This is a genomic window from Sphingomonas sp. RS2018 (assembly GCF_054489605.1).
Window position 1 is genome coordinate 530,791 of the sequence record NZ_JBTMWL010000003.1, and the last position, 23,829, is coordinate 554,619.

Sequence of the window (23,829 nt, forward strand, 5' to 3'; positions counted from 1 at the left end):
GCGGAAATCCGCCATTCCCGACTTAACGAACATCCCTAACTGTCAATTAATTCGACGATTCCGAGGGTGTTGAGCAGGGCTTCGCGCGCTGTCTCGATCTGCGCGACCAGTGCGGGATCGGCGATGTCGTCGGGTGCGGTACTTTCCGGCCAATGGCGTTCGATGACCGCAGCGATGCGGTCGAGTGCATCCTCGTCGACCAGGAAACGTGGGTCGATCGTCGCAGGGTCGGCGACGACGCGCAGCCGAAGGCACGCCGGGCCGCCGCCATTCGCCATCGATTCGCGGACGTCCACCACCTCGACGCGGCGGATCGGGCCATTGCCGGCGACGTGTGCGTCGAGCCAGGCGGAAACGGCGGCGTTGGCGCGTGCCTCGCCCGGCACGATGAGCGTCATGCCCGCCGGGGCCGTCACCAGCTGCGCGTTGAAGAGGTAGGAGGCGATGGCGTCCTGCAGGCTGACGGCGGAGGCCGGCACCTCGACGATCTCGACCTCGGGCAGGCGGGCGCGCAGCGCGGCGTAGAAGCCATCGCGGTCCGCGAACGCCTGTTCGTGCGCGAACAGCACGGTTTCGTTGGCGACCGCGACGACATCGTTGTGGAAGGCGCCGGCGGCGATGGCGTCGGGCGATTGCTGGACGAACAGCGCATCGACGCCGTGCGCGCGGGCGATCGCTTCGCTCGCCTCGCGGTGCTGGCGGGCCGGGAAGGGAGCGCCGGCCTCGCCATAGACGAACACCTCGACGCCGCGCTCGCCATGCGCGGGGGTCAGGCGCATGTGGTTGGCCGCACCCTCGTCGCCGAACGGGGCGGGGACGGGGCTATGCACGACGAAGGCCGGGTCGGCGAAGGCGAGGCGCAACTGCGCCAGCGTCGCGGGCCATTCGTGGCTGCGATGCGGCATCGTCGTCAGGTTGGCGACCGTCAGGTGACAGCGCCCGTCGGCGGTGTCGGCGGCGGGCGACACGGTCGCGGCGTTCGCCGCCCACATCGCCGAGGCGGACAGCGCCTGCGCCTGAAGGTGGGGCGGGGCGTCGGCGTAGGTGGTGGCGAGCCGCGCCAGCCAGGCATGGTCGGGGCGGGGGTGGGGCAGCAGGATGCCCTGCGTCAGCCCAAGCGAGCGGTTGGCGCGCATCTTTGCGATACCCTGCAGCGCCGCCGCGCGCGGATGCGCGACCTTGCCGGCGTTGCGCGTGGCGGCGAGGTTACCGTGGCTGAGGCCGGCGTAATTGTGGCTTGGGCCGATGATGCCGTCGAAGTTGATCTCGCGCACGCTCATCGTGCGACATGGGTGACGGTGTCGCCCTCTCCGACCTGCAACGCGGCGGAGGTCGCGGCATCCACGCTGCCGTCGCCGACATCGCCGAGCGTCGCGCGGAAGCCCGAGAGGCGGCCGGTGGCGAGCAGCGACGGCTCGCCGCCAAGGGCGACGCGCGCGATGCTCATGTCGCGCGCCTCCATGATCGTACGCACCCGGTCGGTCCGCGCCGTCATCGTCGGCCCGCCGTCGAAGATGTCGACGTAGTTTTCGTAGGAGAAGCCCTCGTTCTCCAGCATCCGCATCGCCGCACGGCCGCTGGGGTGGGGCAGACCGATGACGGCGCGCGCGCTCTCGGTCAGCATCGCGGTGTAGATCGGGTGCTTGGGCATCAGATCGGCGATGAACTGGTTGCCGTGGATGCCGTTGAAGGCGTCGGCGTCCTGGAAATTCATCCCGAAGAAACGCCCGGCGACGCCGTCCCAGAACGGCGATCCGCCGGCTTCGTCGATGATGCCGCGCAACTCCGCCAGCACGCGATCGGCGAAGCGCGCGCGGTGGGCGCGGATGAAGAGGTAGCGGCTGCGCGCGAGCAGCAGGCCGAGGCCACCGGCGCGCTCGGCGGGATGCAGGAACAGTCCGCCGACCTCGCTCGAGCCTTCCAGATCGCTGACGAGGTTCAGCGTTTCGGCGCGGAAGGTGCGGGCGAGTTCGGTGCTGTGCTTGGTCAGCGTGCCGAGGCGGTAGCTGTAGAAGGGCCAGTGCTGCCCCACCTGGGTAAAGATCTGGCAGGTGCCGCGCACCTCTCCGGTCGCGACGTTCTCGAGCACCAGCACGAACAGCTCGTCGATCGGCGCGTCATCCTCGCGCGCGAAGGCGGCGGCGCTGCGTTCCAGCTTGGTGCGCAGCGCTCTGCGGTCGGGCGGGAGGTTGGTGAAGCCCCCGCCGGTCAGCTTCGCCATTTCGTACAGGGGTTGCAGATCGCGGTCGGTCGCCGCGCGGATGACGAAGCTCACAGGCCGCCTTTCTCGATGATGCGCAGGATGGTGATCGCCGACAGCGCGGCGCGTTCGTTGAGACTGTCGGGGATCAGGAATTCGTCCGCCGAATGGATCGCGCCGCCCCGCACCCCCATCGTATCGACGACGGGAACACCGGCCGCGGCGACGAGGTTGCCGTCACACACCCCGCCGGTCGGGTGCCAGTCGAGCCGCAAATCCATCGTCTCTCCGACTTCGCGAACGAGGTCGAACAGGCGGGCGGCGCCGGCGTCGATCGGCTTGGGCGGGCGGTTGAAGCTGCCGTGGGTCTCCATCTGCACACCGTGGTCTGCGGCGACCTGCGCGACCGTCGCATCGATCAGCGCGCGGGCGCGGTCGATGTCGGCGAGCGTGGCGGGGCGGAAGTTGACGCGCAACACCGCGAGATCGGGAACGACGTTGTTCGGCCCGCCGCCGTCGATCCGCGCCGGATTGACCGACAGGCCGGCGCCATGCGCCGCCTTCAATCGCACCGCGAGGTCGGCCGCCGCGACAATGGCGTTGCGGCCGTCGTCGGGGTTGCGCCCGGCATGGGCCGAGAGCCCGCGGACGAGAATGGAGAAATTGCCGGTGCCGCCACGCGCGCCCGCCAGACTGCCGTCGGGCAGCGCGGGTTCGTAGATCAGCGCCGCCGTCTTGCCGCGCGCCGCCCGGCCGATCAGCGCGGCGGAGGAGAAGGAGCCGGTTTCCTCGTCGGAATTGATGACGACTTCATAACCCAGGCGCGCCGCATCCGGCGACGCCTCGACCGCGGTCAGCGCGGCCAGCATCACCGATAGGCCGCCCTTCATGTCCGCGACACCCGGGCCGTTGATGCGCCCGTCCGCCAGCGTGGCGACGCTCTGGAAAGGATGGTCGGCGGGGTAGACGGTGTCCATGTGCCCGGCGAACAGCATCTGCACCGGCGCCTCCGGTCGGACGCGCAGATGGAGGTGCTGCCCGTTGGCGATTGCCTCCACCCGACCGTCGGCTGTGACCCGCTCGGCCGCATCGGGCGCCACCAGCGCGATCTCGCCCGGCAGCGTGGCGAACGCGTCGCCGAGCAGTGTCGCCATCGTCGCCAGCCCGGCAATATTCCCCGTTCCGCTGTTGACCGCCGCCCAGCGCAGCGTCCGCTCCAGCATCGGCTCTGCACGCACAGCCTCGACGGCGGCGGCTTCGGTCGCGGACAATCCTCTCATCCGCGATCTGGTAGCGCGCTCAGAAGGCGTAGACCAGCGACGCCCGGCTGGTGGTGTCGGTATTCACTCGCCGCGCGACCGGGCGGCTCTCATAATTCACGGCGTAGGAGATCTGCGCCGACAGCGGCCCGATCAGCTTCGCGGCGACCGCGGTCTTGCCCTGCACGGTCGAGTTCATGTTCTGGAGATACGCCGAGGCATCCTGCGAGAAGGTGATGCCGTTGCTCAGCCGCCAGTCGAAATCCAGCTTGCCGCGCGCGCCGAACTCGCGCGTGTCGGTCTGATTGACGAAGGCGGTACGGCGGTAGGACGGGCCGACCTCCAGATCGAGCTTCATCGCCGGGGTGCGCAGCGCGGTGTAGCCGGCGCCCGCCGATGCCGAATAGCGCTCGTCGTAGCCCAGGAACCGGTCCGCCTCGAACTGCGCGGCGCCATAGACGTACAGTCGATCGTCGACCTTGAAGTTGGGCTCATAGGCGGCGAGGTAATGCTCGCGGCTCGCGATGCCGTTGTTCTCCTGATACTCGGCGAGCAGCTTCAATTTGTGCCGCCACTGCACGCCCTCGCGCGTCAGGTCGGCGACGGCGGTGACGCCGGTGACGTTGGTGTTGCCGCTGCTGCTGAACCCGCCGAGTTCGAAACGCCCGCGCATCAGGTCGAAGAACCCCGCCTCCTTGATCGTGCGATCGGCGGCGGCGCGACGCGCTTCGCGCCATTCCTGTGCGAGTTGCTTGATCTCGGCGGCGGCATCGGGGGCGGCGCCCGCGGCGTATTTGGCGACCGTGGTCACCTCCGCCTCGCTGCCCGACGTCATGGCGGCATCCAGCATCGACTTCAACGTCGGCGGAATCGAGGAGGACTGCGGCACGCCATTGGCCAGGGCGGGCAGCGCGAGCAGGATAAGGGCGCGACGCATGGCCTTCCTATAGCCCAAAGTCGCTCGTTACGTCCGCGATTTGTCTTGCAAATGGAGCGGTTCGTCGAACGCCGCTAAGACTGCCTTATAGAGCGCGCGCTTGAACGGCACGATCATCGCCGGCAGGTCGGCCGGGTCCGCCCATTTCCATGCGCGGAATTCCGGGTGGGCGGTGGCGATGTCGACGTCGCTGTCCTCGCCGTCGAAGGCGAAGAGGAACCAGCGCTGGCGCTGGCCGCGCCATTTGCCCTTCCACAATTTGCCGACCAACTCGGCGGGCAGGTCGTAGCGCAACTCCTCGGGCGCTGCGGCGAGCAGCGTCAGCCGTTCGGGCGCGATCCCGGTTTCCTCGCCGACCTCGCGGATCGCCGCCGCCAGCGCATCCTCGCCATCGTCGATCCCGCCCTGCGGCATCTGCCAAGCCTCCAGCGTCGAATCGAGCCGCTGGCCGACGAAGACCTTGCCTTCGCGGTTGAGGATCATCGCGCCCGCGCAGGGGCGATAGGGCAGGTCGCTCATGCCGGGGTCTCCGTCGCCGGCGCGGCCTGCGCCATGACGCGGTTGGCCTCGGCCTCCTGAATCACGTCCTTCGCCGCGATCAGGAAGCCGGCGACGTCGCCGATGCTGGAGGGCAAAGCGCGACGCATCGTGACGAAGCCGTGGATGTTGCCAACCGCCTCACGGAAGACGACCGGCACGCCCGCCTCGATCAGCCGCGCGGCATAGGCGCGGCCCTGATCGCGGATCGGGTCGAGCCCGGCGGTCAGCACGACGGCCGGCGGCATGCCGGTGAGGTCGCCGGTCAGCGGCGAGCAGCGGACATGCTCGGCTTCGGGCGCATAGGCCTTGATGAACCACGCCATCAGCTCGCGGGTCAGCATGCGGCCGTCGCTGTGCTCGTCGTACGAGGGGTATTCGCGGGTATAGTCGGTGGCGGGATAGATCGGCAGTTGCGCGATCACCGGCACCGCGGCGGGCGCATCGCGGAGCGCGGCGGCGACGACGATCGCGAGATTGCCGCCGGCACTGTCGCCGCAGACGACGAGCCCGGTCACGGCGCGGTCCAGCTCGGCCGGCGCCCCCGCGAGCCAGCGCGCCGCCGCCTCCGCATCGTCGGTCGCGGCGGGGAAGGGGTGCTCGGGTGCCATGCGATAGTCGACGGACACCACCGGCAGGTCGAGCATACGCGCGATCTCGGCGCAGATGCCGGCATGCGTGTCGAGGTCACCGATTACGAAGCCGCCGCCGTGATAGAACACCAGCACCGGCCCGGGCTCGCGCCGCTCGCGCGCATCGAACAGGCGGGCGGGGATGGTGCCAGCCGGCCCCGGAATGGCGATGTCGCGCACGGTCGCCAGATCGCCCGGCGGCAGGTCGGTGAGCTGCCCCGCCTGCCGAAACAACGCCCGCGCCGCATCCGCCGACCCTTCATGCATCCGCGGCCCCGGCATGGCGTTGGCATAGGCCAGGAAGGCGGCGACGTCGGGACGGATATGGGGTTCGGTCATTGGGAGGGTTTAGCGGGGTTGGGCGGGGTGGGGATAGCGGGAATTTGTCGGGGTGTGATCGGCATACGCCGAACGTCATGTCCGCCGCAGTGTGCGGCCCGATGAGGTGCAGTGCCGCCCAACTTCGTCACCCCCCCCGAAGGCGGGGATCAATACGCACCGACCGGAGTAACATGCGGCATGGGTCAGCGAAAATATGTTCTCGCGTTGGCTGGAATGACCGGGGGGCTGGGCAATGTGAAATAGCACGCTGATCGGTCGAGCGATGCCGATGCGAAGGCTTCGACGTGCGCCAACATCTGCTTCTGATGGCAACCTGTCGGCGGGCGTGCGACGTATGCGGGCACAATCCCGCGCCGTTGCGACGCCATCTCGACCCCCGAGCAATTTGGGTTGCCTCAGATGGCCAAGTTCGATCCGGGGCGCAGCTGATCGATTTGGTTTCGCGGGATGCGCGGCGTGCCACCGCACGACTCGAATATGCCAGGGTTCGCTTCTTCAGCAACGTAGCGATCGTGACTTGGCGCGAAACCTGGACCGCACCCGACGCGACGGTGAAAGCGGGCGAACTCACTGGTGTAGACGCCTGGGTCAAAACGGATCAGCGCTGGCGCCTTGTCTCCACGGCGGAGGTACGTCCGCCACACTGATACCCTCGAACGTCCGCACCTGAGCGTTGCTCGCCGTCCAGATTTCGGGTGCCTCCGAAATCCATCCCCTTGTCCCGATTGGAAATTCCACCACCCACGCTCTACATCGCGAGCGTGATCCACATCGTCCACCACCCCGATTACGTCGCACCGGCACCCCCGCGCAGCAGTTATCAGTGGAACAAGAACGGTCTCGTCCGCGACCTCCTCATTGCCGAGGGCGACGCGGTGACGTGGCATGTGCCAGACGCCATGCCGCGCACGTGGATCGAGGCGGTGCATGACCCCGATTATGTCGCCGAAGTCGCCGAAGCCCGTGTTCCGGCGGTGAAGGAACGTCGTATCGGCTTCCAGATCACCGCGCCGATCGCGCAGCGGGCGTTCGTCGTGCCGGGTGGCACCTACATGGCAGCGCTGCTGGCGGTCGAGCATGGTTTTGCCGCCAACACCGCCGGGGGCAGCCACCATGCGCTCGCCGACACCGGTGCGGGGTTCTGCATCTTCAACGACCTCGCCATTGCCGCCGTCCGGCTGGCGGCGGAGGGGCGGCGGGTGCTGATCGTCGATTGCGACGTGCATCAGGGCGACGGCACCGCCGCGCTGACGGCGGGGCGCACCGATATCGCCACCTACTCCATCCATGCGGACAAGAATTTCCCCGTCCGCAAGGCGCGCTCTACGCTGGACGTGGCGCTGCCCGACGGCGTGGACGACGACGGCTATATGGCGGCGCTTATCGGATCGCTGCCGGGGCTGGTCGACGATTTCGCGCCGGATCTGATGCTCTATCAGGCGGGCGTCGATCCGTGGGAGGGCGATCGGCTGGGGCGGCTGGCGCTCAGCCGCGACGGACTGGTGACGCGCGACCGCTGGATCGGTCAGATGGCGAAGGCGCGTGGCCTGCCGATCGCCAGCGCGCTGGGCGGTGGCTATGGCACCGACGGACTGGAAGTCGCTCAGCGCCACGTCGCCGCGATCATGGCGCTGGGCGGTGTGTTCGCGCCGGAACCGCGCAAGGCCTGACGAGTAGAGCGCGGATGACCGAACCCGTCATCCTCTGGCTGCGCCAGGATCTCCGCCTCCACGATCAGCCCGCCCTCGCCGCCGCCGCGCACGACGGGCCGGTGATCCCGGTCTACATTCTCGACGACGATGCGCCCGGCAAATGGGCGATGGGCGGGGCGCAACGCTGGTGGCTGCATCATGCGCTGGAGGCGTATGGCGCGGCGTTGCAGGACAAGGGGTCGCGGCTGATTTTGCGGCGTGGGGACGCGGTATCCGAACTTCGCAAATTGTGCGAGGAAACCGGCGCAAGTCGTATCCATGCCATCCGACATTACGAACCCTGGTGGCGCAAAGCCGAGGACCAGCTCGGCGACCGCCTGTGCCTGCATGACGGCAACCACCTCGCGCTGATCGAGGAGGTGACGACCGTGTCCGGCGGACGGTTCAAGGTCTATTCCGCCTTTTGGAAAGCGCTGTCGCAGCGGATGCCGCCCGACGAGCCGCTGGCCGCGCCGCGCTTGATTCCCGCGCCATCGACGTGGCCGGCGTCTGAGACGCTGACCGCTTGGGATCTTCTGCCAACGAAGCCCGACTGGTCGAAGGGCTTCGACGTCTGGACACCGGGCGAGGACGCCGCGCGCAAGCAGGCGGAGCATTTCGCCGAGCAGGTCGTCGCCTACGACGCCGATCGCAACCTGCCGTCGATCGACGGCAGCTCGCGCCTGTCGCCGCACCTGCACATGGGGGAGATTTCGCCGCGCTCAGTCTGGCATATCGTCGGCGGCGGCGCGGCGGCGACGACGTTCCGCAAGGAACTGGCGTGGCGCGATTTCACCAGCGGCGTGATCCTCGACCGGCCCGACTATGGCGACACCAACGGTCGCGATGCCTTCGATCAAATGGACTGGCGTACGTCGCGAGCGGACCTGACGGCATGGCAGCAGGGGCGCACCGGCTATCCGATCGTCGATGCCGGGATGCGGCAGCTCTGGGCGACCGGGTGGATGCACAATCGCGTGCGGATGATTACCGCCTCGTTCCTAATCAAGCATCTGCTGATCGACTGGCGAGCGGGTGAGCGCTGGTTCTGGGATACGTTGGTCGATGCCGATTTCGGGAACAACGCCGTGAATTGGCAGTGGGTGGCCGGGACCGGCATCGATTCGAACATGTGGGGGCGGATCATGGCGCCGCTCGGCCAGTCGGAGAAGTTCGATGCGGCGGGCTATATCCGCGAATGGGTGCCGGAACTGGCGAAGCTGGGCGATGCTGTGATCCACGATCCCGACGAGCATGGCTGTCGCCCTCGCGACTATCCGCCCAAGCGGATCGGTCACCGCGAGGCGCGCGAGCGGGCGCTGGCGGCGGGGCGGGCGCTGCGCTGATCGCGGCTTGCCAGCCGCTCCCCGTGGTGCTTTTGGGCGACGATGGACGTGCAGGTGCGGAACACGGGGCGGATGCGGAACACGGGGCGGATGCGGAACAGGGGGCGGCGGCCCGGCAGCTTCGCGCGCGCCGAGCAGCGCGGCGGGTGGCTCGATCTGGTCGCGCCGCTGTTCCACCGCATGCTCGACCGCATCGACCGGGGGCTGAGCGTCGGGGCGATCGAGGCGACGCTGCCCGATGGCACGCAGCGGCTGATCGGCGGGCACGCGGACGGGCCGGTCGCCATCGTCGACCTGCGCCGCTGGCGTGCGCTGGTGAAGCTGGCGACGGGCGGCTCGGCCGGCTGGTACGAGGCCTGGGCGGCGGGCGACTGGTCCAGCCCCGATCCGGTGCCGCTGTTCGATCTGTTCATGCGCAATCGCCACACACTGGGTGACGCAGCCCGGTCGTCGCCGATGTCCGCCTTGACGGTCAAGCTGCGACACTGGATGCGGCGAAATACGCCGAGCCGCGCTGCCAAGAACATCGCCTACCACTATGATCTGGGCAATGATTTCTACCGGTTGTGGCTGGATGAAAGCATGACCTATTCCAGTGGCTTGTTCGCCGATGTTGGCGTGAGCTTGGAGGAAGCTCAGACCGCCAAGCTCGATGCTATCCTCGCCCGCACCGCCACCACGCCGGGCGATAGTATCCTCGAAATCGGTTGCGGCTGGGGTTCGTTCGCCAAGACCGCCCACGCCGCCGGTCGTCAGGTCCACGGCATCACTTTGTCGACCGAGCAGCGCGATTTCGCGGCGGCCCGGCTGCCGGATGCGCGGTTCACGATCACCGATTATCGTGCGGTTACCGATACCTACGACGCTGTCGTGAGTATCGAAATGGCAGAGGCGGTCGGGCGGGACTATTGGCCCGACTATGCTCGCACCATTGCGCGCGCGCTGAAGCCCGGCGGGCGGGCGGCGTTGCAGATCATCACGATCGACGATGCGATCTTCGACTCCTACGCGGCCGGCGTCGATTTCATTCAGGCCTATGTGTTTCCGGGCGGCATGCTGCTGTCGGAGCGCGAGTTTCGCCGGATCGCGGCGGCGGAGGGACTGTCTTGGCAGGACGAGCATCGCTTCGGCCTCGACTATGCCGAGACGCTGCGGCTGTGGCGTGAGCGGTTCGACGCGGCGGTGGCGGCGGGGCAGCTGCCAGCGGATTTCGGTCGCGATTTCATCGATTTATGGCGCTATTATCTGATGTATTGCGAAGGTGGGTTCCGCGGCGGCGGGATCGACGTGTTGCAGGTGACGCTGGTGAAGGACGGAGCATGAGATACTGGTTGGCGGCGGCGTTGCTGCTTACGGGGTGTTCGACGCAGGGGCCGCGTACCGGGCCGGTGACGCTGGGCGACGGCAATGTCACGAAGCTGCGCCAGATCGGGTCGGAAGTGCTGTTCTGGTCGCAGGCGCAGCGCGATGCCAACTTCCCCCATATGGAGGCGCTGTTTCCGGGCCATGTCGTGAAGGCGGGGCGGCGGGCGAGTGCTTTGCCGGTCGGCGCGCCGCTGGCGCTGCCGGCGGCGGACATCGATGCCTTCATGGCGGCGCAGAATGTGGCGGGGCTGATCGTGCTGAAGGACGGCAAGGTGCGGCTGGAGCGATATGCGCGTGGGCTGACGCGCGAGGGGCGGTGGACCAGCTTCTCGGTCGCCAAGTCGTTTACCTCCACGTTGGTCGGAGCGGCGATCCGCGACGGGCATATCAAATCGGTCGACGATCCCGTCACCCGCTACATCCCCGAGCTTGTCGGGAGCGCCTATGACGGCGTCAGCGTGGCGCAGTTGCTGACGATGACATCGGGCGTGAAGTGGAACGAGGACTATACCGATCCCGCTTCCGACGTCGCCCGCATGTATTCCGCCGCGGTGCCGGCGGGGATGGACCCGACCGTCGCCTATATGCGCACCCTGCCGCGCGAGAGCGCAAAGGGCGCGAAGTGGGTGTATAAGACCGGCGAGACGAACCTGATCGGCGTACTGGTGTCTAAGGCGGTAGGACAGCCGCTGGCGACCTATCTCGGCGAGAAATTGTGGCGGCCGGTTGGGATGGAGCGCGATGCGTTCTGGATGATCGATCCGTCGGGGCAGGAGGTCGGCGGGTGCTGCCTGTCGATCTCGCTGCGGGACTATGCCCGGATGGGGCAGCTGGCGCTCGACGGCGGGCGGGGCGTGGTGCCGGCGGGGTGGTTCAAGGAGGCCACGTCGGCGAAGGCTGCGATCGGTCGGCCGGGCTATGGCTATGGCTATCAGTGGTGGACGTATCCGGAGGAGCGGTTCGGGGCGCAGGGCATCTTCGGGCAGAGCATCCTCGTCGATCCGACACGCAAGATCGTCATCGTGATGGTCAGCGCCTGGCCCAAGGCGACCGACGCGCAGTTCTCGCGGGACCGGGCGGCGTTTCAGGCGAAGCTGGTGGCAGCGGCGGAGTGATGCTCAGTCGACGCGCACTTTCATTCCCGTGTCGAAGTCGTCGGCTAACAGCTTGAGAATGCGGGCGGCGACCTGCTCGGGCGGCTTGACGCTGGCGGGATCTTCGCCGGGGTAGGCGCGGGCGCGCATCTTCGTGCGGGTGGCGCCGGGGTCGAGAACCGCGACGCGGACCTTGCTGAGTGTCTGGACCTCGGCGGCGTAGCTGAGCAGCAGGTTTTCGAACGCCGACTTCGACGCGCCGTACATGCCCCAATAGGCGCGCGGAGTCGCGGCGACGCTGGAGGTGAGGCCGATCACGCGCGCGCCGGTCGATGCGCGCAGCATCGCGTCGAACGAGCCGATCAGCGCCGCCTGCGCGCTGACGTTGAGGGTCATCACCTTCGACAGTTCCTTCGGGTCGAAGGCGCCGACCGGGCTGAGCGAGCCGAGCATCGCGGCGTTGAGGACGAGGATGTCGAGCGCCTTCCACCGTTCGGCGATCGCGGCGGAGAGGCGCGGAATGCCGTCGCCGTCGGTCAGGTCGAGCGGAGCGATCGTCGCCGAGCCGCCGGCGGCGTGGATCGCCTCCTCCACCTCCTCGAGACCGCCGGGGGTGCGGGCGGTGATGACGACGTGGGCTCCGGCAGCGCCGAGCGCGATGGCGGTCGCGGCGCCGATGCCGCGGCTAGCGCCGGTGACGAGCGCGGTGCGGCCGGCGAGGGGAGTGTCGGTCATGTGTTTTCCGTGGGTTATGTTATTTTGTTGAGATGAGTGGAGAGATTGTCACCCTCACCCTTCCGGCGCTTCGCGCCTCCCTCCCTCTCCCACAGGGAGAGGGGAAGGTCAGCCCACCCGCTCTTCGAGTAGCGCGAACTGATCGATGACGGTTTCATCCTGGTCGGTCAGCGTCGTCGGATAGTCGCCGGTGAAGCAGGCGTCGCAGAAACCGGGCTTCACGCGCGGGCGATTGTCTTGGCCCAGCGCCTTGTACAGTCCGTCGATCGAGATGAAGGCGAGGCTGTCGGCCTGGATGTAGGTCCGCATCTCTTCCATGTCATGGGTCGCTGCGAGCAGCTTCGACCGCTCGGGCGTGTCGACGCCGTAGAAGCAGCTGTGGCGCGTCGGCGGCGACGCGATGCGCATATGGACTTCGGTCGCGCCGGCCTCGCGCATCATCTGCACGATCTTCAGGCTGGTGGTGCCGCGGACGATCGAATCGTCGACCAGGATGACGCGCTTGCCCTTGATGAGCGCGCGGTTGGCGTTGTGCTTCAGCTTGACGCCGAGATGCCGGACCTTGTCGCCCGGCTGGATGAAAGTGCGGCCGACATAGTGCGAACGGATGATGCCGAGTTCGAACGGCTGGCCGGAAGCTTGCGAAAAGCCGATCGCGGCGGGGACGCCTGAATCGGGGACGGGAATGACGAGATCGGCATCGACCCCGGCCTCCAGCGCCAGCTGCGCGCCGATAGCCTTGCGCACCGAATAGACCGATTGCTCGCCCGAGATGGAATCCGGGCGCGAGAAATAGACATATTCGAAGATGCACGGCCGCGCCGCGATCGGGGCAAAGGGGCGGTGCGAGGTGATCTCGCTGCCCTTCACGATCACCAGTTCGCCGGGCGCGACATCGCGGACGTATTCCGCCCCGACGACGTCGAGTGCGACGGTTTCGGAGGCGAAGATGATGCTGTCGCCGAGCTTGCCCATGACCAGCGGGCGAATGCCGAGCGGATCGCGGCAGGCGATCATCCCCTCCGGCGTCATGCAGATCAGCGAATAGGCGCCCTCCAGCTGCTTCAGCGCATCGATGAACTTGTCGATGAGGGTGCGATAGCTGCTGGTGGCGACCAGGTGGATGATCGTCTCGGTGTCGCTGGTCGACTGGAAGATCGAACCCGAGCGGACGAGATCGCGCCGGATGCGCATCGCGTTCGAGATGTTGCCGTTGTGTGCGACCGCGAACCCGCCCGACGCCAGCTCGGCATAGAGCGGCTGGACGTTGCGGAGCGACGTTTCGCCGGTCGTCGAGTAGCGGACGTGGCCGCAGGCGACGGTGCCGGTCAGAGCGCGGATGATCTCGTCACGGTCGAAGTTGCCCGCGACATGACCCATTGCGCGGTGGGTGTGGAAGTCGCGGCCGTCGAAGCTGGTGATCCCCGCCGCTTCCTGCCCGCGGTGCTGCAAGGCGTGGAGGCCCAGCGCGACGAGCGCGGCGGCGCCCTCCGCCCCGGATACGCCGAAGATGCCGCACTCTTCGCGCAGCTTGTCGTCATCATATGGATTGGTCGTCAGCATAGGGCCTTCGCAAGCGGCTTCGCGTCCGGTCGGGCATATAGGCATGGGCGGCGGCTTTGTCGCCTGTTTGTCATGCATCCCGCGGCGCCATGCCAACGTTGACGGTTTTCACGAGTGGAGACGAACGATGGCGAAGGATCATGGACCGTCGGTGAAGGACGACAAGCTGTACGAGGACCTGCGCCGCGACGGCGCGTCGAAGGAAAAGGCGGCCCGGATCGCCAATGCGAAGGCGGCGGGGACGCTGGACCATGAGAGCACGCGACTGGAGGATCGGACCAAGGCCGATCTGTACGAGGAGGCCAAAAAGATCGGCGTCGAGGGTCGGTCGTCGATGAGCAAGGCGCAGCTGGCGAAGGCGATCCGCAAGGGGTGACATCGGCTCTTTGGACGGCGAAGGTTCCGGGAAACGTGCCCATCCCGGAACCTTCGCGTCATCTCAGGTAGCGTGACATGGGTTCGCCGTAGCAGGCCGCGAACAGCAGGCGGTTGTCGATGCGCAGGCGATAGCCCTTCAAGCGCCCGGCGTAGGTGACGGGCACGCGCTGGCCCTCCCGGGCGGCGCGCAGGGCTTCGTCGAACGCTTTCAGGCGGCCGTTTTCTCGGGCTGCGTCCCATGCTTTTCCGAAGTCGGTCGCATCGGGACGGCGGCGGAGGCGGTTGGCGGACTGCGGCGTCATCCCCACCGATCGCGCCGCATCGGCGACTCCGCCATGTTCCGACAGCGCGGCGATGAAGGCGCGCTGGCGATCGGACGTCCAGCCGTCGTGGCGGGTGCTGGCCGTGGCGACGGGGGCGAAGGCGATCGGGTCGGGCGAATCAGTCATCGGGCAGTCTGTGACGGTTTGCAGTGATGTAGGACAGGGGGCGGTGAAGAAGGGAAGGGGTTCGCTCGGAGGCGCAGAGGCGCGGAGGTGTTGCGGGCTGGGCGGGCGTGGTGTGTAGCCGCGATGGTGTGGAGATGTGAGCCGCTGCGCGGCGGGATTGCTCGGCCGGTGAATGCAATGCCCTTCGACTTCGCTCAGGGCGAACGGGTTGGGGTGGGAGGCGCCTACCCAAGCGATGCTCCCGCGCAGGCGGGAGCCCAGGGTTACGGGGGCGACGCTTTTGGCTCCGGGCTCCCGCCTGCGCGGGAGCACGGTGCGTACAGGCCACCTGTCGCGGTCCGGAAAACGCCGCTATCCCTTTTGCCATGATCGACCCGCGCGAAACCGGCACCGTCCTGTCCCCGAAATTCGATGCCGCGGGCCTCGTCACCGCGGTCGTCACCGACGTCGCGAGCGGCGAAGTGTTGATGGTCGCGCACATGAATGCCGAGGCGCTGGCGGCGACGCTGGCGAGCGGGGAGGCGACCTTCTGGTCGCGCAGTCGCGGACGGTTGTGGAAGAAGGGCGAGACGTCGGGCAACGTGCTGCGCGTCGTCGAGGCGCGGGTGGATTGCGACCAGGATGCGGTGTGGCTGCGCGTCGCCGCGGCCGGCCCCGCCTGTCACACCGGCGCACGTAGCTGTTTCTACCGGCGGATCGAGGACGGCGCGCTGGTGCGCGACGCATGATCGGGCGGATCGCGGCGCTGGCGGTGCTGCTGTCGCTGGCGAGTTGTCCGCGTGTCGCGGAACGCAGCGCCAGTCTGGCGGCGCCCGACCTGGAGACGGCGGCGATTGCGCGCGGTCTGGTGCGCGACCCGGGCGATCGCGACATTGCGGGTCTGTATGCGCGCGATACCGACCGTATCTGTATCGTGCGCGCCGGACAGGGACACCGCATCGGCGCGTTCGTCGATTACGGCGACGGCATCGCGTGCAGCGGGGCTGGGCGGGTAACGCGGACTGGCGAGACGCTGGCGATCTCGCTCGGCAAGGGGTGCGAGCTCACCGCGCGGTTCGACGGGGATCGCATCGTCTTTCCAGCGCTCGCGCCCGACGCGTGCCGCGCGCTGTGCAGCGGGCGTGCGCGCTTCGATGCGGTCGAGGTCGAGCGGCTGAGCGACAGCGAGGCGGAGGCGCGGACGATGCGCGCCGCGCGTAACCGTTTGCCGTGCGCGACCGACGCGGGGAGTTGACGTTCACGTAAAGGGAATGTAATTTCGCGGTCGATGCCAGCAACCGCTTCCGCCGCCGCCATCCCGTCCGCGCACGCCTCGGTCGCGCAGCGTGACGATCGCGAGAGCTTCACCATCTCCGACCTGTCGAGCGAGTTCGGCGTGACCGCGCGTGCGCTGCGCTTCTACGAGGACGAAGGGCTGATCGCGCCCGAGCGGCGGGGGATGCAGCGCATCTATTCGCATCGCGACCGGGCGCGGCTGGCGTGGATCCTGCGCGGCAAGCGCGTCGGATTTTCGCTGGGCGACATCCGCGAGATGATCGACCTCTATGATATCGGCGACGGTCGCCGCGCGCAGCGGCAGGTGACGCTGGAGCGGTGCCGCGAGCGCATCGCGCTGCTGGAGCGGCAGAAGACCGATATCGACGCCGCCATCGCCGAACTCCGCGACTTCGTGACGCTGGTCGACAGCGCCGCCCATAATAAAATGTGAGGATGCCATGCCGAATTACACGCCCCCCGTTCGCGACACGCGCTTCATCCTTAACTCGGTGCTGGGACTGGAGCGCTATGCGAACCTGCCCGGCTTCGCGAACGCCACCCCCGATACGGTCGATGCCGTGCTGGAAGAGGGTGGTCGCTTCGTCGCGGAGGTGCTGTTCCCGCTGAACCAGAGCGGCGACCAGCAGGGTTGCACCCGCCACGACGACGGGTCGGTGACGACGCCCGAAGGCTTCAAGGATGCCTATAAGCAGTTCGTCGAGAGCGGCTGGGGCACGCTGAGCGCGCCCGAGGCGTTCGGCGGGCAGGGGATGCCGCACGTCGTGTCGACGGCGTTCCAGGAATATATGATCTCGGCCAACATGGCGTTCGCGATGTATCCGGGCCTCGCCCACGGCGCGGTCGCCGCGCTGCTGGTCAAGGGCTCGCCCGAGCAGCAGCAGAAATATCTGCCCAAGATGATCTCGGGCGAATGGGGCGGCACGATGAACCTGACGGAGCCGCAGTGCGGCACCGACCTGGGCCTGATCCGCACTCGCGCGGAGCCGAACGGCGACGGCAGCTACAGCATCACCGGCACGAAGATCTTCATCTCGGCGGGCGAGCACGACCTGACCGACAATATCATCCACCTTGTGCTCGCGAAGACGCCGGGCGCGCCGGAGAGCAGCAAGGGCATCAGCCTGTTCGTGGTGCCGAAATTCAAGGTCGAGGACGACGGGTCCATCGGCGCGCGTAACGGCGTGTCGTGCGGATCGATCGAGCACAAGATGGGCATCCACGGCAACTCGACCTGCGTCATGAACTATGACGGGGCGACCGGCTGGCTGGTCGGTGAGGAGATGAAGGGGCTGGCCGCGATGTTCATCATGATGAACGCGGCGCGGCTGGGTGTCGGCCTGCAGGGGCTGGGCGTCGCCGAGACGGCGTACCAGAATGCGGTGATCTATGCCGGAGACCGGCGTCAGGGCCGCGCGCTGACCGGGGCGGCGGAGCCGGGCGAGAAGGCCGACACGCTGTTCGTCCATCCCGACGTGCGACGTATGCTGATGGAGGGCAAGGCGTGGACCGAAGGGCTGCGCGCGCTGTGCCTGTGGGGGGCGTTGCAGGTCGATCTGGAACATGGCGCGGCGACCGAGGAAGAGCGGCAGTTCGCCGGCGACCTCGTCGGGCTGCTGACCCCGGTTATCAAGGGCGTGGGCACCGATCAGGGCTATGCCGTCGCGACCAACGCGCAGCAGGTCTATGGCGGGCACGGCTACATCGCCGAATGGGGCATGGAGCAGTACGTCCGCGATGCCCGGATCGCGATGATCTATGAGGGCACCAACGGCGTGCAGGCGATGGATCTGGTCGGCCGCAAGCTGGCGCAGAACGGTGGCCGTGCGGTGCAGACCTTCTTCCGCGCGGTGACCGAGGAATGCGCGGCGGCGGAAAGCAACGAGAAGATCGCCGATCTCGCCAAGGCGCTGAAGAAGGCGCTGGGCGAGATGCAGGCCGCGACGATGTGGTTCATGGCGAACGGGATGCAGAACCCGAACGCGGTGGGCGCGGGCGCGTACAGCTACATGAACCTGACCGGGCTGGTCGCGACGGGGCTGATGTGGGTGCGCATGGCCGAGGCGGCGGTGCGCGATCTGGCTTCGGGTACAGGTGATGCCAAGTATCTGGAGGCCAAGCTGGTGACGGCGCGCTTCTTCGCCGAGCGTATCCTGCCGGATGCCGGCGCGCTGCGTCGCAAGATCGAGGGCGGGGCGGATACGATCATGGCGCTGGACCCGGAGATGTTCCGGGCGGCTTGATGCGCCTACCCGTCACCCCGGAACAGGTCCGGGGTGACGGGTTATCTTGCAGCGGGCGTTGCGGTCGCCGCCGGCTTCGGGAGGGTCGGTACGACGGGCGGTGCGGCGGCATCGCTCTTGCGCCGCACGCCGGCCAGCGGCTCGGGCGTGGCGACCGGCGTCGGCACCGCGGCCGGAGCGGCGATGGAGAGCGACATCTGCGCCTTCATGCACTGGCCCGGCTGGGCGCGCTTGTGCTCGGCGCAGTTCCATAGCGACTTCTCGAACGCGGCGGTGCGGTCGCGCAGGTAGCTGTAGGTCATCGCCGCCTGCTGCACGGGCGTGATCGGCAGCGCGGCGGGGGTGGCGGCGCGGTTGGTCCACCCCATGAACTTGCAATAGGGCCGGTCGCCGCAGGCTCTGAGCGCCAGCGCCGGGTAGAGTTCGGGCGCGAGCTTCGGGTCGAGCGTCGCGAGGAAGGTGTTGGTGTCCTGCGGCGCTGTCGGGTCGGTCGCGGTCTCCCCGCCAAGCATCGCCGGGTCCAGCATCGCGGTCGGGAGGCCAGCCGCGGCGGGATCGCGGTGAGCGGGCGACAGCAGCGCGAGTTGCGGAATGACCGGCTCAGCGCCGGCATAGCCGTTCGCAAACGCGCGCGGCGTGCCCCACCAGCCGGACCAGCGGAAGAACAGATGCGTGTGAATCTCGACGATCTTGTCGAGGCTGCTGCTCCAGTAGGGCACCACCCAGTTGGTGTGGTAATGGGTGGCGTGGCCGACGCGGGCATCGACGCTGCCGCCCAGTGCTGCGGTCGCCATCGCGCGCGCGCGCTCCCACGCCGGCGGCAGCACCGCGCGCATCATCGCGCCGTCGCAGGTGAAGGTGAACTGGCACCCGGTGCGCCGCTCCGATCCCTGGAACACGACGCCGCAGACGCTATGCGGAAAGGCCGGGTGGCGGACGCGGTTCAGCACGACCTGCGCGACCGCGCGCTGTCCGACGGGATCGTCGCCCGCTTCGTACAGCACCGCCGCCGCAAGACAGTCGACGGCGCGGGCGCGGCTTTCCGGCGTGCCGCTCAGGCGGAACGGACGCGCGGCGGGGTTCGGATCGGTCGAGAAGGGGATGGAGGCATTGTAGGCCACCGCGTCCTCGGGCGAGATCGCCTGGAACGCGGTTGGATCGACCGCGGGCAGCTCCGCCTTCGGCACGACCCGGGCCGGACGGGCGAGGCGGCGGGCGGCGGGCGGCACGTCGTCAGCCGTGCGCACGATCGCCAGCGGCGCGGCGATGGCGGCGATGGCGAGCAGCGCGAGGACGACGACGATCCAGCGGGGGAGGGGTGGCTGAGACATGCGCGGCGGGTTTAGGCGAGGTCGCGGGGAAAACGAAATGCGTATGGCACCGCAGCGCCGTCTCGGGGTGTCGGCATCGCGAAGACGCCGAGAGTGTCCTGTCTCAACCCCCGACCTGCTCTCCCGATTTGCCGTCTCGATCAGGCGTTTCGAGAAAAGGCGATCGGGACAGGTTTTGGGAATGCGGAGCTCGCAAGCGACCGTCAACCTGACCCAGCGTGGCTGGCGTCTCGTCACCAGTTTCCAATCGGGAAAGGCGTTTCAGACGCTGATTTGACCTTGCATGACCGATACGCACGAGCCGCGCAGCGTGGCGACAATTCCTTCACGGGTACGAGCTGCATTGACGTGCAGCAGGCTGGGACGGCCCATCTCCACGCCTTGATGGATCGGAAAGCTGGCCCGCTCCGCGTTTGGGTCTAGCGACAACAGGAAGCACGCGAGAGGGGCATTGGCGCTGCCCGTGGCGGGGTCCTCCCATGTTCCGGAGAGAGGCGCGAACATGCGCGCGCATATGGACCCACCGTCCTTGGAATAGACGTGAACCGGGAAGCGTGTTCCGAATTGAGGATGGCTCCCAAGGGCGTCTTTGAAAGCGGGCAGCGAGGGCGCGCATCGCGACAGCCCTTCGGGGGTCAGTTCGGCGATGATGTAGAACGTGCCGTTCGAGGCGACGGTCGGAGGGTGGTTGGCCGTGATTACATCTGCCGGGTCTAGCTGGAGCGTTCTGGCGATCACCTCCGGCGCGACGGTTTCCCCAATACTTAAGGGTTGAGGTGCCGCGATGCTGGCCGCGACCGGGCTGCCAGCCGCGTCGCGATGAATCTCTATTGCCACGATGCCTGCCGGAATCTCGAACGTTGCAGCGTTCAGATCGGGCCGTTGACCCGCCAGGACATATGCGGTGCCGACCATCGGATGACCGGCAAAGGCCATTTCCGCCGTCCTGTTGAATATGCGGACACGGGCCGTGTTGCTGGCGTCCGTTGGAGGAAGGAGAAAGGTCGTCTCGCTCAAATTGAACTCGGCAGCGATTGCCTGCATCGTCTCACTCGCGAGCGTCTCACCCCCGGTGACGACGGCGAGCGGATTTCCGCCAAAGCGCACGTCAGTGAACACATCAACGGTCGAGAACGGTAGTACGGACACGATGTAGCCCCGGTTCTTTTACAACAGCGACGCGGTTATGGGCGAAGATCGTTCGCCTGTCTCCCGCCAGCGCCAGTCGTCACTTTCCCGAAACTCGATCTATATCGAGATAGGGCCAGCTCTATCTAAAGAAACCGAGCCGGCCCAAGCGTGCGAACCTCAGCTCTCTGGCAGGAAGTCCGGCACCGACAGATAGCGCTCGCCGGTGTCGTAGTTAAAGCCGAGCACGCGGACGCCCTCCGACAGGTCGGCGAGCTTCTGCCTGATCGCGGCGAGGGTCGCGCCGGACGAGATACCGACCAGCATGCCCTCTTCGCTCGCCGAGCGGCGGGCCATGTCCTTGGCGTCGTTCGCATCGACCTGGATCGCGCCGTCGATCGCCTGGGTGTGGAGGTTCTTCGGCACGAAGCCGGCGCCGATGCCCTGGATCGGGTGCGGACCCGGCTGGCCGCCGGAGATCACGGGGGAGAGGGTGGGCTCGACCGCGAAGACCTTGAGCGCAGGCCATTCCTTCTTCAGCGTCTCGGCGACGCCGGTGATGTGGCCGCCGGTGCCGACGCCGGTGATAAGCACGTCGATCGGTGCGTCGCGGAAGTCCTCGAGGATCTCCTGCGAGGTGGTGCGGACATGGATGTCGATATTGGCGGGGTTTTCGAACTGCTGCGGCATCCATGCGCCCGGCGTCTGCTCGACGATCTCGAGTGCACGCTCAATCGCACCCTTCATGCCCTTTTCGCGCGGGGTGAGGTCGAAGGTCGCGCCGTAGGCGAGCATCAGCCGGCGGCGCTCGATCGACATGCTCTCGGGCATGACTAGGATCAGCTTGTAGCCCTTTACCGCGGCGACCATCGCAAGGCCAACGCCGGTGTTGCCGCTGGTCGGCTCGACGATCGTGCCGCCGGGCTGCAGGTCGCCGGACGCTTCCGCCGCCTCGATCATGGCGAGGGCGATACGGTCCTTGATCGAGCCGCCGGGATTGGAGCGCTCGGACTTGATCCAGACTTCGGCATCCGGGAACAGCCGGGCGACGCGGACGTGCGGGGTGCGGCCGATCGTCTCGAGGATCGAGGTGGCTTTCATGGCGTGGCTACTCCGTGCTGTTGCTCGACAGGGGGGATTTCGGGCGGGTCGAAGGTCTTTGCAAGCCTGAGCTCGGGGAACAGCCGCGACCAGAGCAGGGTGATGACGATCGCGCCGACCCCGCCGAAGACGACCGCGCCGACCGGCCCGAGCAGCGAGGCGAGGAAGCCGCTCTCCGCCTCGCCCAGCTCGTTCGAGGCGCTGATCGTCAGCTGCGACACCGCGCTGACCCGGCCGCGCATGTGATCGGGCGTGTGCAGCTGGATCAGCGAGGAGCGGACGTAGACCGACACCATGTCGGCCGCGCCCGCGACGACGAGCGCGGCGAGGCTGAGCAGGAAGTTGGTCGACAGGCCGAAGGTGAGGATGGCCGCGGCGAAGACGATGACGGCGGCGAGCATCTTCACACCGACGTTGTCGCGCATCGGCCGGAACGAATACCAGATCGCGGTGGTCGCGGCACCGACGCCCATGCCGGCGGCGAGGAAGCCCAAGCCGGTCGCGCCGACGTGCAAGATGTCGCGCGCATAGATGGGGAGCAGCGCTGTCGCGCCGGCCAGCAGGACGACGAACAGGTCGAGCGTGATCGCCGCCAGCACCAGCCGGTTCTGGCGGACATAGGCAAACCCCTCGACGATGCGGACGAGGGGGCGGCGGTCCTTCTGCACCTGCGGCTGCGGCACGGGGCCGATCATGAAGATGGCGATGAGCGCGACCGAGAGCAGCGCGACGACGCTGGCGTAGGCGACGTCGGGGTGGATCGCGAACAAAAGCCCGCCGAGGCTCGGGCCGGCGATCGCGCCGACCTGCCATGCGATCGAGCTGACCGCGATGGCGGTGGGCAGGCTTTCACGCGGCACGAGATTGGGGGCGAGCGCCGAATAGGCCGGGCCGGAGAAAGCGCGCGCGATACCGATGCAGATCGCGGCGGCGAACAGCACGGGCAGGCTGAGGTCGTTGGCCCAGGTCAACACGCCCAGCGTCCCGACGACGACGATCAGGAGTGCGGTGGTCGCGCGGACGATCCAGCGGCGATCGACGCTGTCGGCGACCAGGCCGACCACCGGGGTCAGCAGGAACAGCGGCACGAACTGCGCAGCTCCGATCATGCCGAGCAGGAACGCCGCCTCGCGGATGTCCATGGTCTGGCGGGCGATGCCATAGACCTGCCATCCCAGCACGATCGCCATCGCGGTCATCGCGATCGTGCCCGACAGGCGCGATAGCCAATAGGCGCGGAAATTGGGGATCGTGAAAGGATGGGGCGTCGCAACCATGTGCGACGCCCCTAGAGTATCGTTGCGGACACGCGCAACGGCAGGCTTTCTATCGACCGAGGAAGGTCAGCAGATCCTGCGTCAGGCGGTCGCCATGGGTGACGTTCAGGCCGTGCGGCGCGCCGTCATATTCGACCAGTTGAGCACCCGCGATCCCCTTCGCCGCGGCGCGGGCGGTGGGATCGATCGGCACGGTCTTGTCCGCGGTGCCATGGACGATCAGCGTGGGTACGTTGAAGTGCGCAAGGTCGCCTCGGAAGTCAGTATGGCCGAACGCCTCGGCCGCCGCCAGCGTCGGCTTCAGACCGGCGGTGAGCGCGGTGGCGGTGGTCATGTCGAGCACTTCGTTGCTGACGGGGCTCGAAATCCAGCCCTCGCCGAAGAATTGCGGGAAGAAGGTCTGGCGGAAGAAGTGTGCGCGGTCTTTCTTGATGCCGTCGCCGATGCCGTGGAGTGTGTCCTGCGGCACGCCGTCGGGATTGTCGTCGGTCTTGAGCAGATAGGGGACGACCGACGAGATCAGCGCCGCCGCCGCGACGCCCTTGCCGCCATGGCGCGACATATAGCGCGCGACCTCGCCGCCGCCCATCGAGAAGCCGACCAGCGTGACATCCTGCGTAGCGCCGGTCGCTTCCATGACGTCAGCCAGATCGTCGGCGAAGGTATCGTAGTCGTAGCCGTTCCACGGCTGACCCGACCGACCGAAGCCGCGGCGGTCGTAGGCAATAGCGCGCAGGCCTGCATCGGCGATCGCCATCGCCTGCGCATCCCACATGTCGGCATTCAGCGGCCAGCCGTGCAGCAGGATCACCGGGCGGCCGCTGCCCCAGTCCTTTACGTACAGGTCGGTGCCGTCGCGCGTCTTGATATAGGGCATTAGTTGTCTCCGGTTTGCGGCCGAATAACGGCCCGTCCATTTCGGCGTTCCCTGCGTTACCGTACACTG

The 23,829-nt window shown here is 67.7% G+C and carries 24 protein-coding genes; 10 read left to right on the forward strand and 14 right to left on the reverse strand.

Translation table 11 applies throughout. The features are described 5' to 3' along the window. Positions 1-35: 35 nt before the first annotated feature. Genes ACX40P_RS12025 through ACX40P_RS12050 form a run of 6 tightly spaced genes read right to left on the reverse strand, consistent with a single transcriptional unit; the run spans position 36 to position 5,904 of the window. Positions 36-1,280, reverse strand: coding sequence for an N-succinylarginine dihydrolase (locus ACX40P_RS12025; protein ID WP_459126569.1), 1,245 nt, complete (start codon positions 1,278-1,280; stop codon positions 36-38). Further along, entirely contained in the window at positions 1,277-2,275 is a 999-nt protein-coding gene (locus ACX40P_RS12030) for an arginine N-succinyltransferase (protein ID WP_459126570.1), read from the reverse strand. Before ACX40P_RS12030 ends, ACX40P_RS12025 begins: the two co-directional genes overlap by 4 nt. Then, complete coding sequence (locus tag ACX40P_RS12035) at positions 2,272-3,480, reverse strand: hydrolase (RefSeq protein WP_459126571.1); 1,209 nt, start codon at positions 3,478-3,480, stop codon at positions 2,272-2,274. Before ACX40P_RS12035 ends, ACX40P_RS12030 begins: the two co-directional genes overlap by 4 nt. 19 nt (positions 3,481-3,499) lie before the next feature. After that, positions 3,500-4,396 carry a DUF481 domain-containing protein gene (locus ACX40P_RS12040; protein WP_459126572.1) on the reverse strand — a complete coding sequence of 299 codons (897 nt, stop codon included), beginning with the start codon at positions 4,394-4,396 and terminating at the stop codon, positions 3,500-3,502. A gap of 27 nt (positions 4,397-4,423) precedes the next feature. Further along, complete coding sequence (locus ACX40P_RS12045; RefSeq protein ID WP_459126573.1) at positions 4,424-4,915, reverse strand: RNA pyrophosphohydrolase; 492 nt, start codon at positions 4,913-4,915, stop codon at positions 4,424-4,426. After that, the gene (locus tag ACX40P_RS12050) at positions 4,912-5,904 is read right to left on the reverse strand and encodes an alpha/beta hydrolase (protein WP_459126574.1); all 993 of its coding nucleotides are present in this window, start codon (positions 5,902-5,904) and stop codon (positions 4,912-4,914) included. Before ACX40P_RS12050 ends, ACX40P_RS12045 begins: the two co-directional genes overlap by 4 nt. A 308-nt stretch (positions 5,905-6,212) precedes the next feature. Between ACX40P_RS12050 and ACX40P_RS12055 the strand changes: the two genes are divergently transcribed. The 5 genes from ACX40P_RS12055 to ACX40P_RS12075 all read left to right on the forward strand — a co-directional run bounded on the left by ACX40P_RS12055 (position 6,213) and on the right by ACX40P_RS12075 (position 11,424). Then, positions 6,213-6,554: a nuclear transport factor 2 family protein gene (locus ACX40P_RS12055; RefSeq protein ID WP_459126665.1), complete on the forward strand. Its 342-nt coding sequence runs from the start codon at positions 6,213-6,215 to the stop codon at positions 6,552-6,554. 114 nt (positions 6,555-6,668) lie between these two features. Continuing rightward, a complete protein-coding gene (locus tag ACX40P_RS12060; RefSeq protein WP_459126575.1) occupies positions 6,669-7,577 on the forward strand; it encodes a histone deacetylase family protein in 909 nt (302 codons plus the stop codon). A gap of 14 nt (positions 7,578-7,591) precedes the next feature. After that, positions 7,592-8,944, forward strand: coding sequence for a cryptochrome/photolyase family protein (locus ACX40P_RS12065; protein WP_459126576.1), 1,353 nt, complete (start codon positions 7,592-7,594; stop codon positions 8,942-8,944). 90 nt (positions 8,945-9,034) lie between these two features. Next, positions 9,035-10,267, forward strand: coding sequence for a class I SAM-dependent methyltransferase (locus ACX40P_RS12070; RefSeq protein WP_459126577.1), 1,233 nt, complete (start codon positions 9,035-9,037; stop codon positions 10,265-10,267). After that, the gene (locus tag ACX40P_RS12075) at positions 10,264-11,424 is read left to right on the forward strand and encodes a serine hydrolase domain-containing protein (protein ID WP_459126578.1); all 1,161 of its coding nucleotides are present in this window, start codon (positions 10,264-10,266) and stop codon (positions 11,422-11,424) included. The genes ACX40P_RS12070 and ACX40P_RS12075 overlap by 4 nt, the downstream gene beginning before the upstream one ends. 3 nt (positions 11,425-11,427) lie before the next feature. Here the strand turns inward: ACX40P_RS12075 and ACX40P_RS12080 are convergent, their stop codons facing one another. Together ACX40P_RS12080 and purF are read right to left on the reverse strand one after the other, a co-directional pair. Further along, the gene (locus ACX40P_RS12080) at positions 11,428-12,138 is read right to left on the reverse strand and encodes an SDR family NAD(P)-dependent oxidoreductase (RefSeq protein ID WP_459126579.1); all 711 of its coding nucleotides are present in this window, start codon (positions 12,136-12,138) and stop codon (positions 11,428-11,430) included. A 108-nt stretch (positions 12,139-12,246) separates the two neighbouring features. Next, on the reverse strand, positions 12,247-13,701 hold the full coding sequence (gene purF, locus ACX40P_RS12085) for an amidophosphoribosyltransferase (RefSeq protein WP_459126580.1): 1,455 nt from the start codon (positions 13,699-13,701) through the stop codon (positions 12,247-12,249). A gap of 127 nt (positions 13,702-13,828) precedes the next feature. Between purF and ACX40P_RS12090 the strand changes: the two genes are divergently transcribed. Further along, positions 13,829-14,077: a DUF7218 family protein gene (locus ACX40P_RS12090; protein ID WP_459126581.1), complete on the forward strand. Its 249-nt coding sequence runs from the start codon at positions 13,829-13,831 to the stop codon at positions 14,075-14,077. 58 nt (positions 14,078-14,135) lie between these two features. Here ACX40P_RS12090 and ACX40P_RS12095 read toward each other — a convergent pair whose 3' ends face one another. Next, entirely contained in the window at positions 14,136-14,528 is a 393-nt protein-coding gene (locus tag ACX40P_RS12095) for a hypothetical protein (RefSeq protein ID WP_459126582.1), read from the reverse strand. A 365-nt stretch (positions 14,529-14,893) separates the two neighbouring features. Between ACX40P_RS12095 and hisI the strand changes: the two genes are divergently transcribed. The 4 genes from hisI to ACX40P_RS12115 are packed head-to-tail and all read left to right on the forward strand — an operon-like array spanning position 14,894 to position 18,046. Beyond that, complete coding sequence (gene hisI, locus ACX40P_RS12100; RefSeq protein ID WP_459126583.1) at positions 14,894-15,256, forward strand: phosphoribosyl-AMP cyclohydrolase; 363 nt, start codon at positions 14,894-14,896, stop codon at positions 15,254-15,256. Continuing rightward, positions 15,253-15,762: a hypothetical protein gene (locus tag ACX40P_RS12105; protein ID WP_459126584.1), complete on the forward strand. Its 510-nt coding sequence runs from the start codon at positions 15,253-15,255 to the stop codon at positions 15,760-15,762. The genes hisI and ACX40P_RS12105 overlap by 4 nt, the downstream gene beginning before the upstream one ends. A 33-nt stretch (positions 15,763-15,795) precedes the next feature. Next, a complete protein-coding gene (locus ACX40P_RS12110; RefSeq protein WP_459126585.1) occupies positions 15,796-16,236 on the forward strand; it encodes a MerR family transcriptional regulator in 441 nt (146 codons plus the stop codon). 7 nt (positions 16,237-16,243) lie between these two features. After that, positions 16,244-18,046: an acyl-CoA dehydrogenase C-terminal domain-containing protein gene (locus ACX40P_RS12115; RefSeq protein ID WP_459126586.1), complete on the forward strand. Its 1,803-nt coding sequence runs from the start codon at positions 16,244-16,246 to the stop codon at positions 18,044-18,046. A gap of 41 nt (positions 18,047-18,087) precedes the next feature. Here ACX40P_RS12115 and ACX40P_RS12120 read toward each other — a convergent pair whose 3' ends face one another. The 5 genes from ACX40P_RS12120 to ACX40P_RS12140 form a co-directional block, all read right to left on the reverse strand. Continuing rightward, on the reverse strand, positions 18,088-19,377 hold the full coding sequence (locus ACX40P_RS12120; protein WP_459126587.1) for a cell wall hydrolase: 1,290 nt from the start codon (positions 19,375-19,377) through the stop codon (positions 18,088-18,090). Between the two features lie 261 nt (positions 19,378-19,638). After that, positions 19,639-20,526: a PhzF family phenazine biosynthesis protein gene (locus ACX40P_RS12125; RefSeq protein ID WP_459126588.1), complete on the reverse strand. Its 888-nt coding sequence runs from the start codon at positions 20,524-20,526 to the stop codon at positions 19,639-19,641. Between the two features lie 159 nt (positions 20,527-20,685). Next, positions 20,686-21,606, reverse strand: coding sequence for a cysteine synthase A (cysK, locus tag ACX40P_RS12130; protein ID WP_459126589.1), 921 nt, complete (start codon positions 21,604-21,606; stop codon positions 20,686-20,688). Further along, complete coding sequence (locus tag ACX40P_RS12135; protein WP_459126590.1) at positions 21,603-22,883, reverse strand: MFS transporter; 1,281 nt, start codon at positions 22,881-22,883, stop codon at positions 21,603-21,605. Before ACX40P_RS12135 ends, cysK begins: the two co-directional genes overlap by 4 nt. A gap of 49 nt (positions 22,884-22,932) precedes the next feature. Continuing rightward, on the reverse strand, positions 22,933-23,760 hold the full coding sequence (locus ACX40P_RS12140; RefSeq protein WP_459126591.1) for an alpha/beta fold hydrolase: 828 nt from the start codon (positions 23,758-23,760) through the stop codon (positions 22,933-22,935). Positions 23,761-23,829: the final 69 nt, after the last annotated feature.

Coding starts and splice junctions, on each gene's coding strand:
- ACX40P_RS12025 (WP_459126569.1), bottom strand. CDS start 1,280: ATGAGCGTGCGCGAGATCAACTTCGACGGCATCATCGGCCCAAGCCAC.
- ACX40P_RS12035 (WP_459126571.1), bottom strand. CDS start 3,480: ATGAGAGGATTGTCCGCGACCGAAGCCGCCGCCGTCGAGGCTGTGCGT.
- ACX40P_RS12040 (WP_459126572.1), bottom strand. CDS start 4,396: ATGCGTCGCGCCCTTATCCTGCTCGCGCTGCCCGCCCTGGCCAATGGC.
- ACX40P_RS12045 (WP_459126573.1), bottom strand. CDS start 4,915: ATGAGCGACCTGCCCTATCGCCCCTGCGCGGGCGCGATGATCCTCAAC.
- ACX40P_RS12050 (WP_459126574.1), bottom strand. CDS start 5,904: ATGACCGAACCCCATATCCGTCCCGACGTCGCCGCCTTCCTGGCCTAT.
- ACX40P_RS12055 (WP_459126665.1), top strand. CDS start 6,213: ATGGCAACCTGTCGGCGGGCGTGCGACGTATGCGGGCACAATCCCGCG.
- ACX40P_RS12065 (WP_459126576.1), top strand. CDS start 7,592: ATGACCGAACCCGTCATCCTCTGGCTGCGCCAGGATCTCCGCCTCCAC.
- ACX40P_RS12070 (WP_459126577.1), top strand. CDS start 9,035: ATGCGGAACAGGGGGCGGCGGCCCGGCAGCTTCGCGCGCGCCGAGCAG.
- ACX40P_RS12075 (WP_459126578.1), top strand. CDS start 10,264: ATGAGATACTGGTTGGCGGCGGCGTTGCTGCTTACGGGGTGTTCGACG.
- ACX40P_RS12080 (WP_459126579.1), bottom strand. CDS start 12,138: ATGACCGACACTCCCCTCGCCGGCCGCACCGCGCTCGTCACCGGCGCT.
- purF (WP_459126580.1), bottom strand. CDS start 13,701: ATGCTGACGACCAATCCATATGATGACGACAAGCTGCGCGAAGAGTGC.
- ACX40P_RS12090 (WP_459126581.1), top strand. CDS start 13,829: ATGGCGAAGGATCATGGACCGTCGGTGAAGGACGACAAGCTGTACGAG.
- ACX40P_RS12095 (WP_459126582.1), bottom strand. CDS start 14,528: ATGACTGATTCGCCCGACCCGATCGCCTTCGCCCCCGTCGCCACGGCC.
- hisI (WP_459126583.1), top strand. CDS start 14,894: ATGATCGACCCGCGCGAAACCGGCACCGTCCTGTCCCCGAAATTCGAT.
- ACX40P_RS12105 (WP_459126584.1), top strand. CDS start 15,253: ATGATCGGGCGGATCGCGGCGCTGGCGGTGCTGCTGTCGCTGGCGAGT.
- ACX40P_RS12110 (WP_459126585.1), top strand. CDS start 15,796: ATGCCAGCAACCGCTTCCGCCGCCGCCATCCCGTCCGCGCACGCCTCG.
- ACX40P_RS12115 (WP_459126586.1), top strand. CDS start 16,244: ATGCCGAATTACACGCCCCCCGTTCGCGACACGCGCTTCATCCTTAAC.
- ACX40P_RS12120 (WP_459126587.1), bottom strand. CDS start 19,377: ATGTCTCAGCCACCCCTCCCCCGCTGGATCGTCGTCGTCCTCGCGCTG.
- cysK (WP_459126589.1), bottom strand. CDS start 21,606: ATGAAAGCCACCTCGATCCTCGAGACGATCGGCCGCACCCCGCACGTC.
- ACX40P_RS12135 (WP_459126590.1), bottom strand. CDS start 22,883: ATGGTTGCGACGCCCCATCCTTTCACGATCCCCAATTTCCGCGCCTAT.
- ACX40P_RS12140 (WP_459126591.1), bottom strand. CDS start 23,760: ATGCCCTATATCAAGACGCGCGACGGCACCGACCTGTACGTAAAGGAC.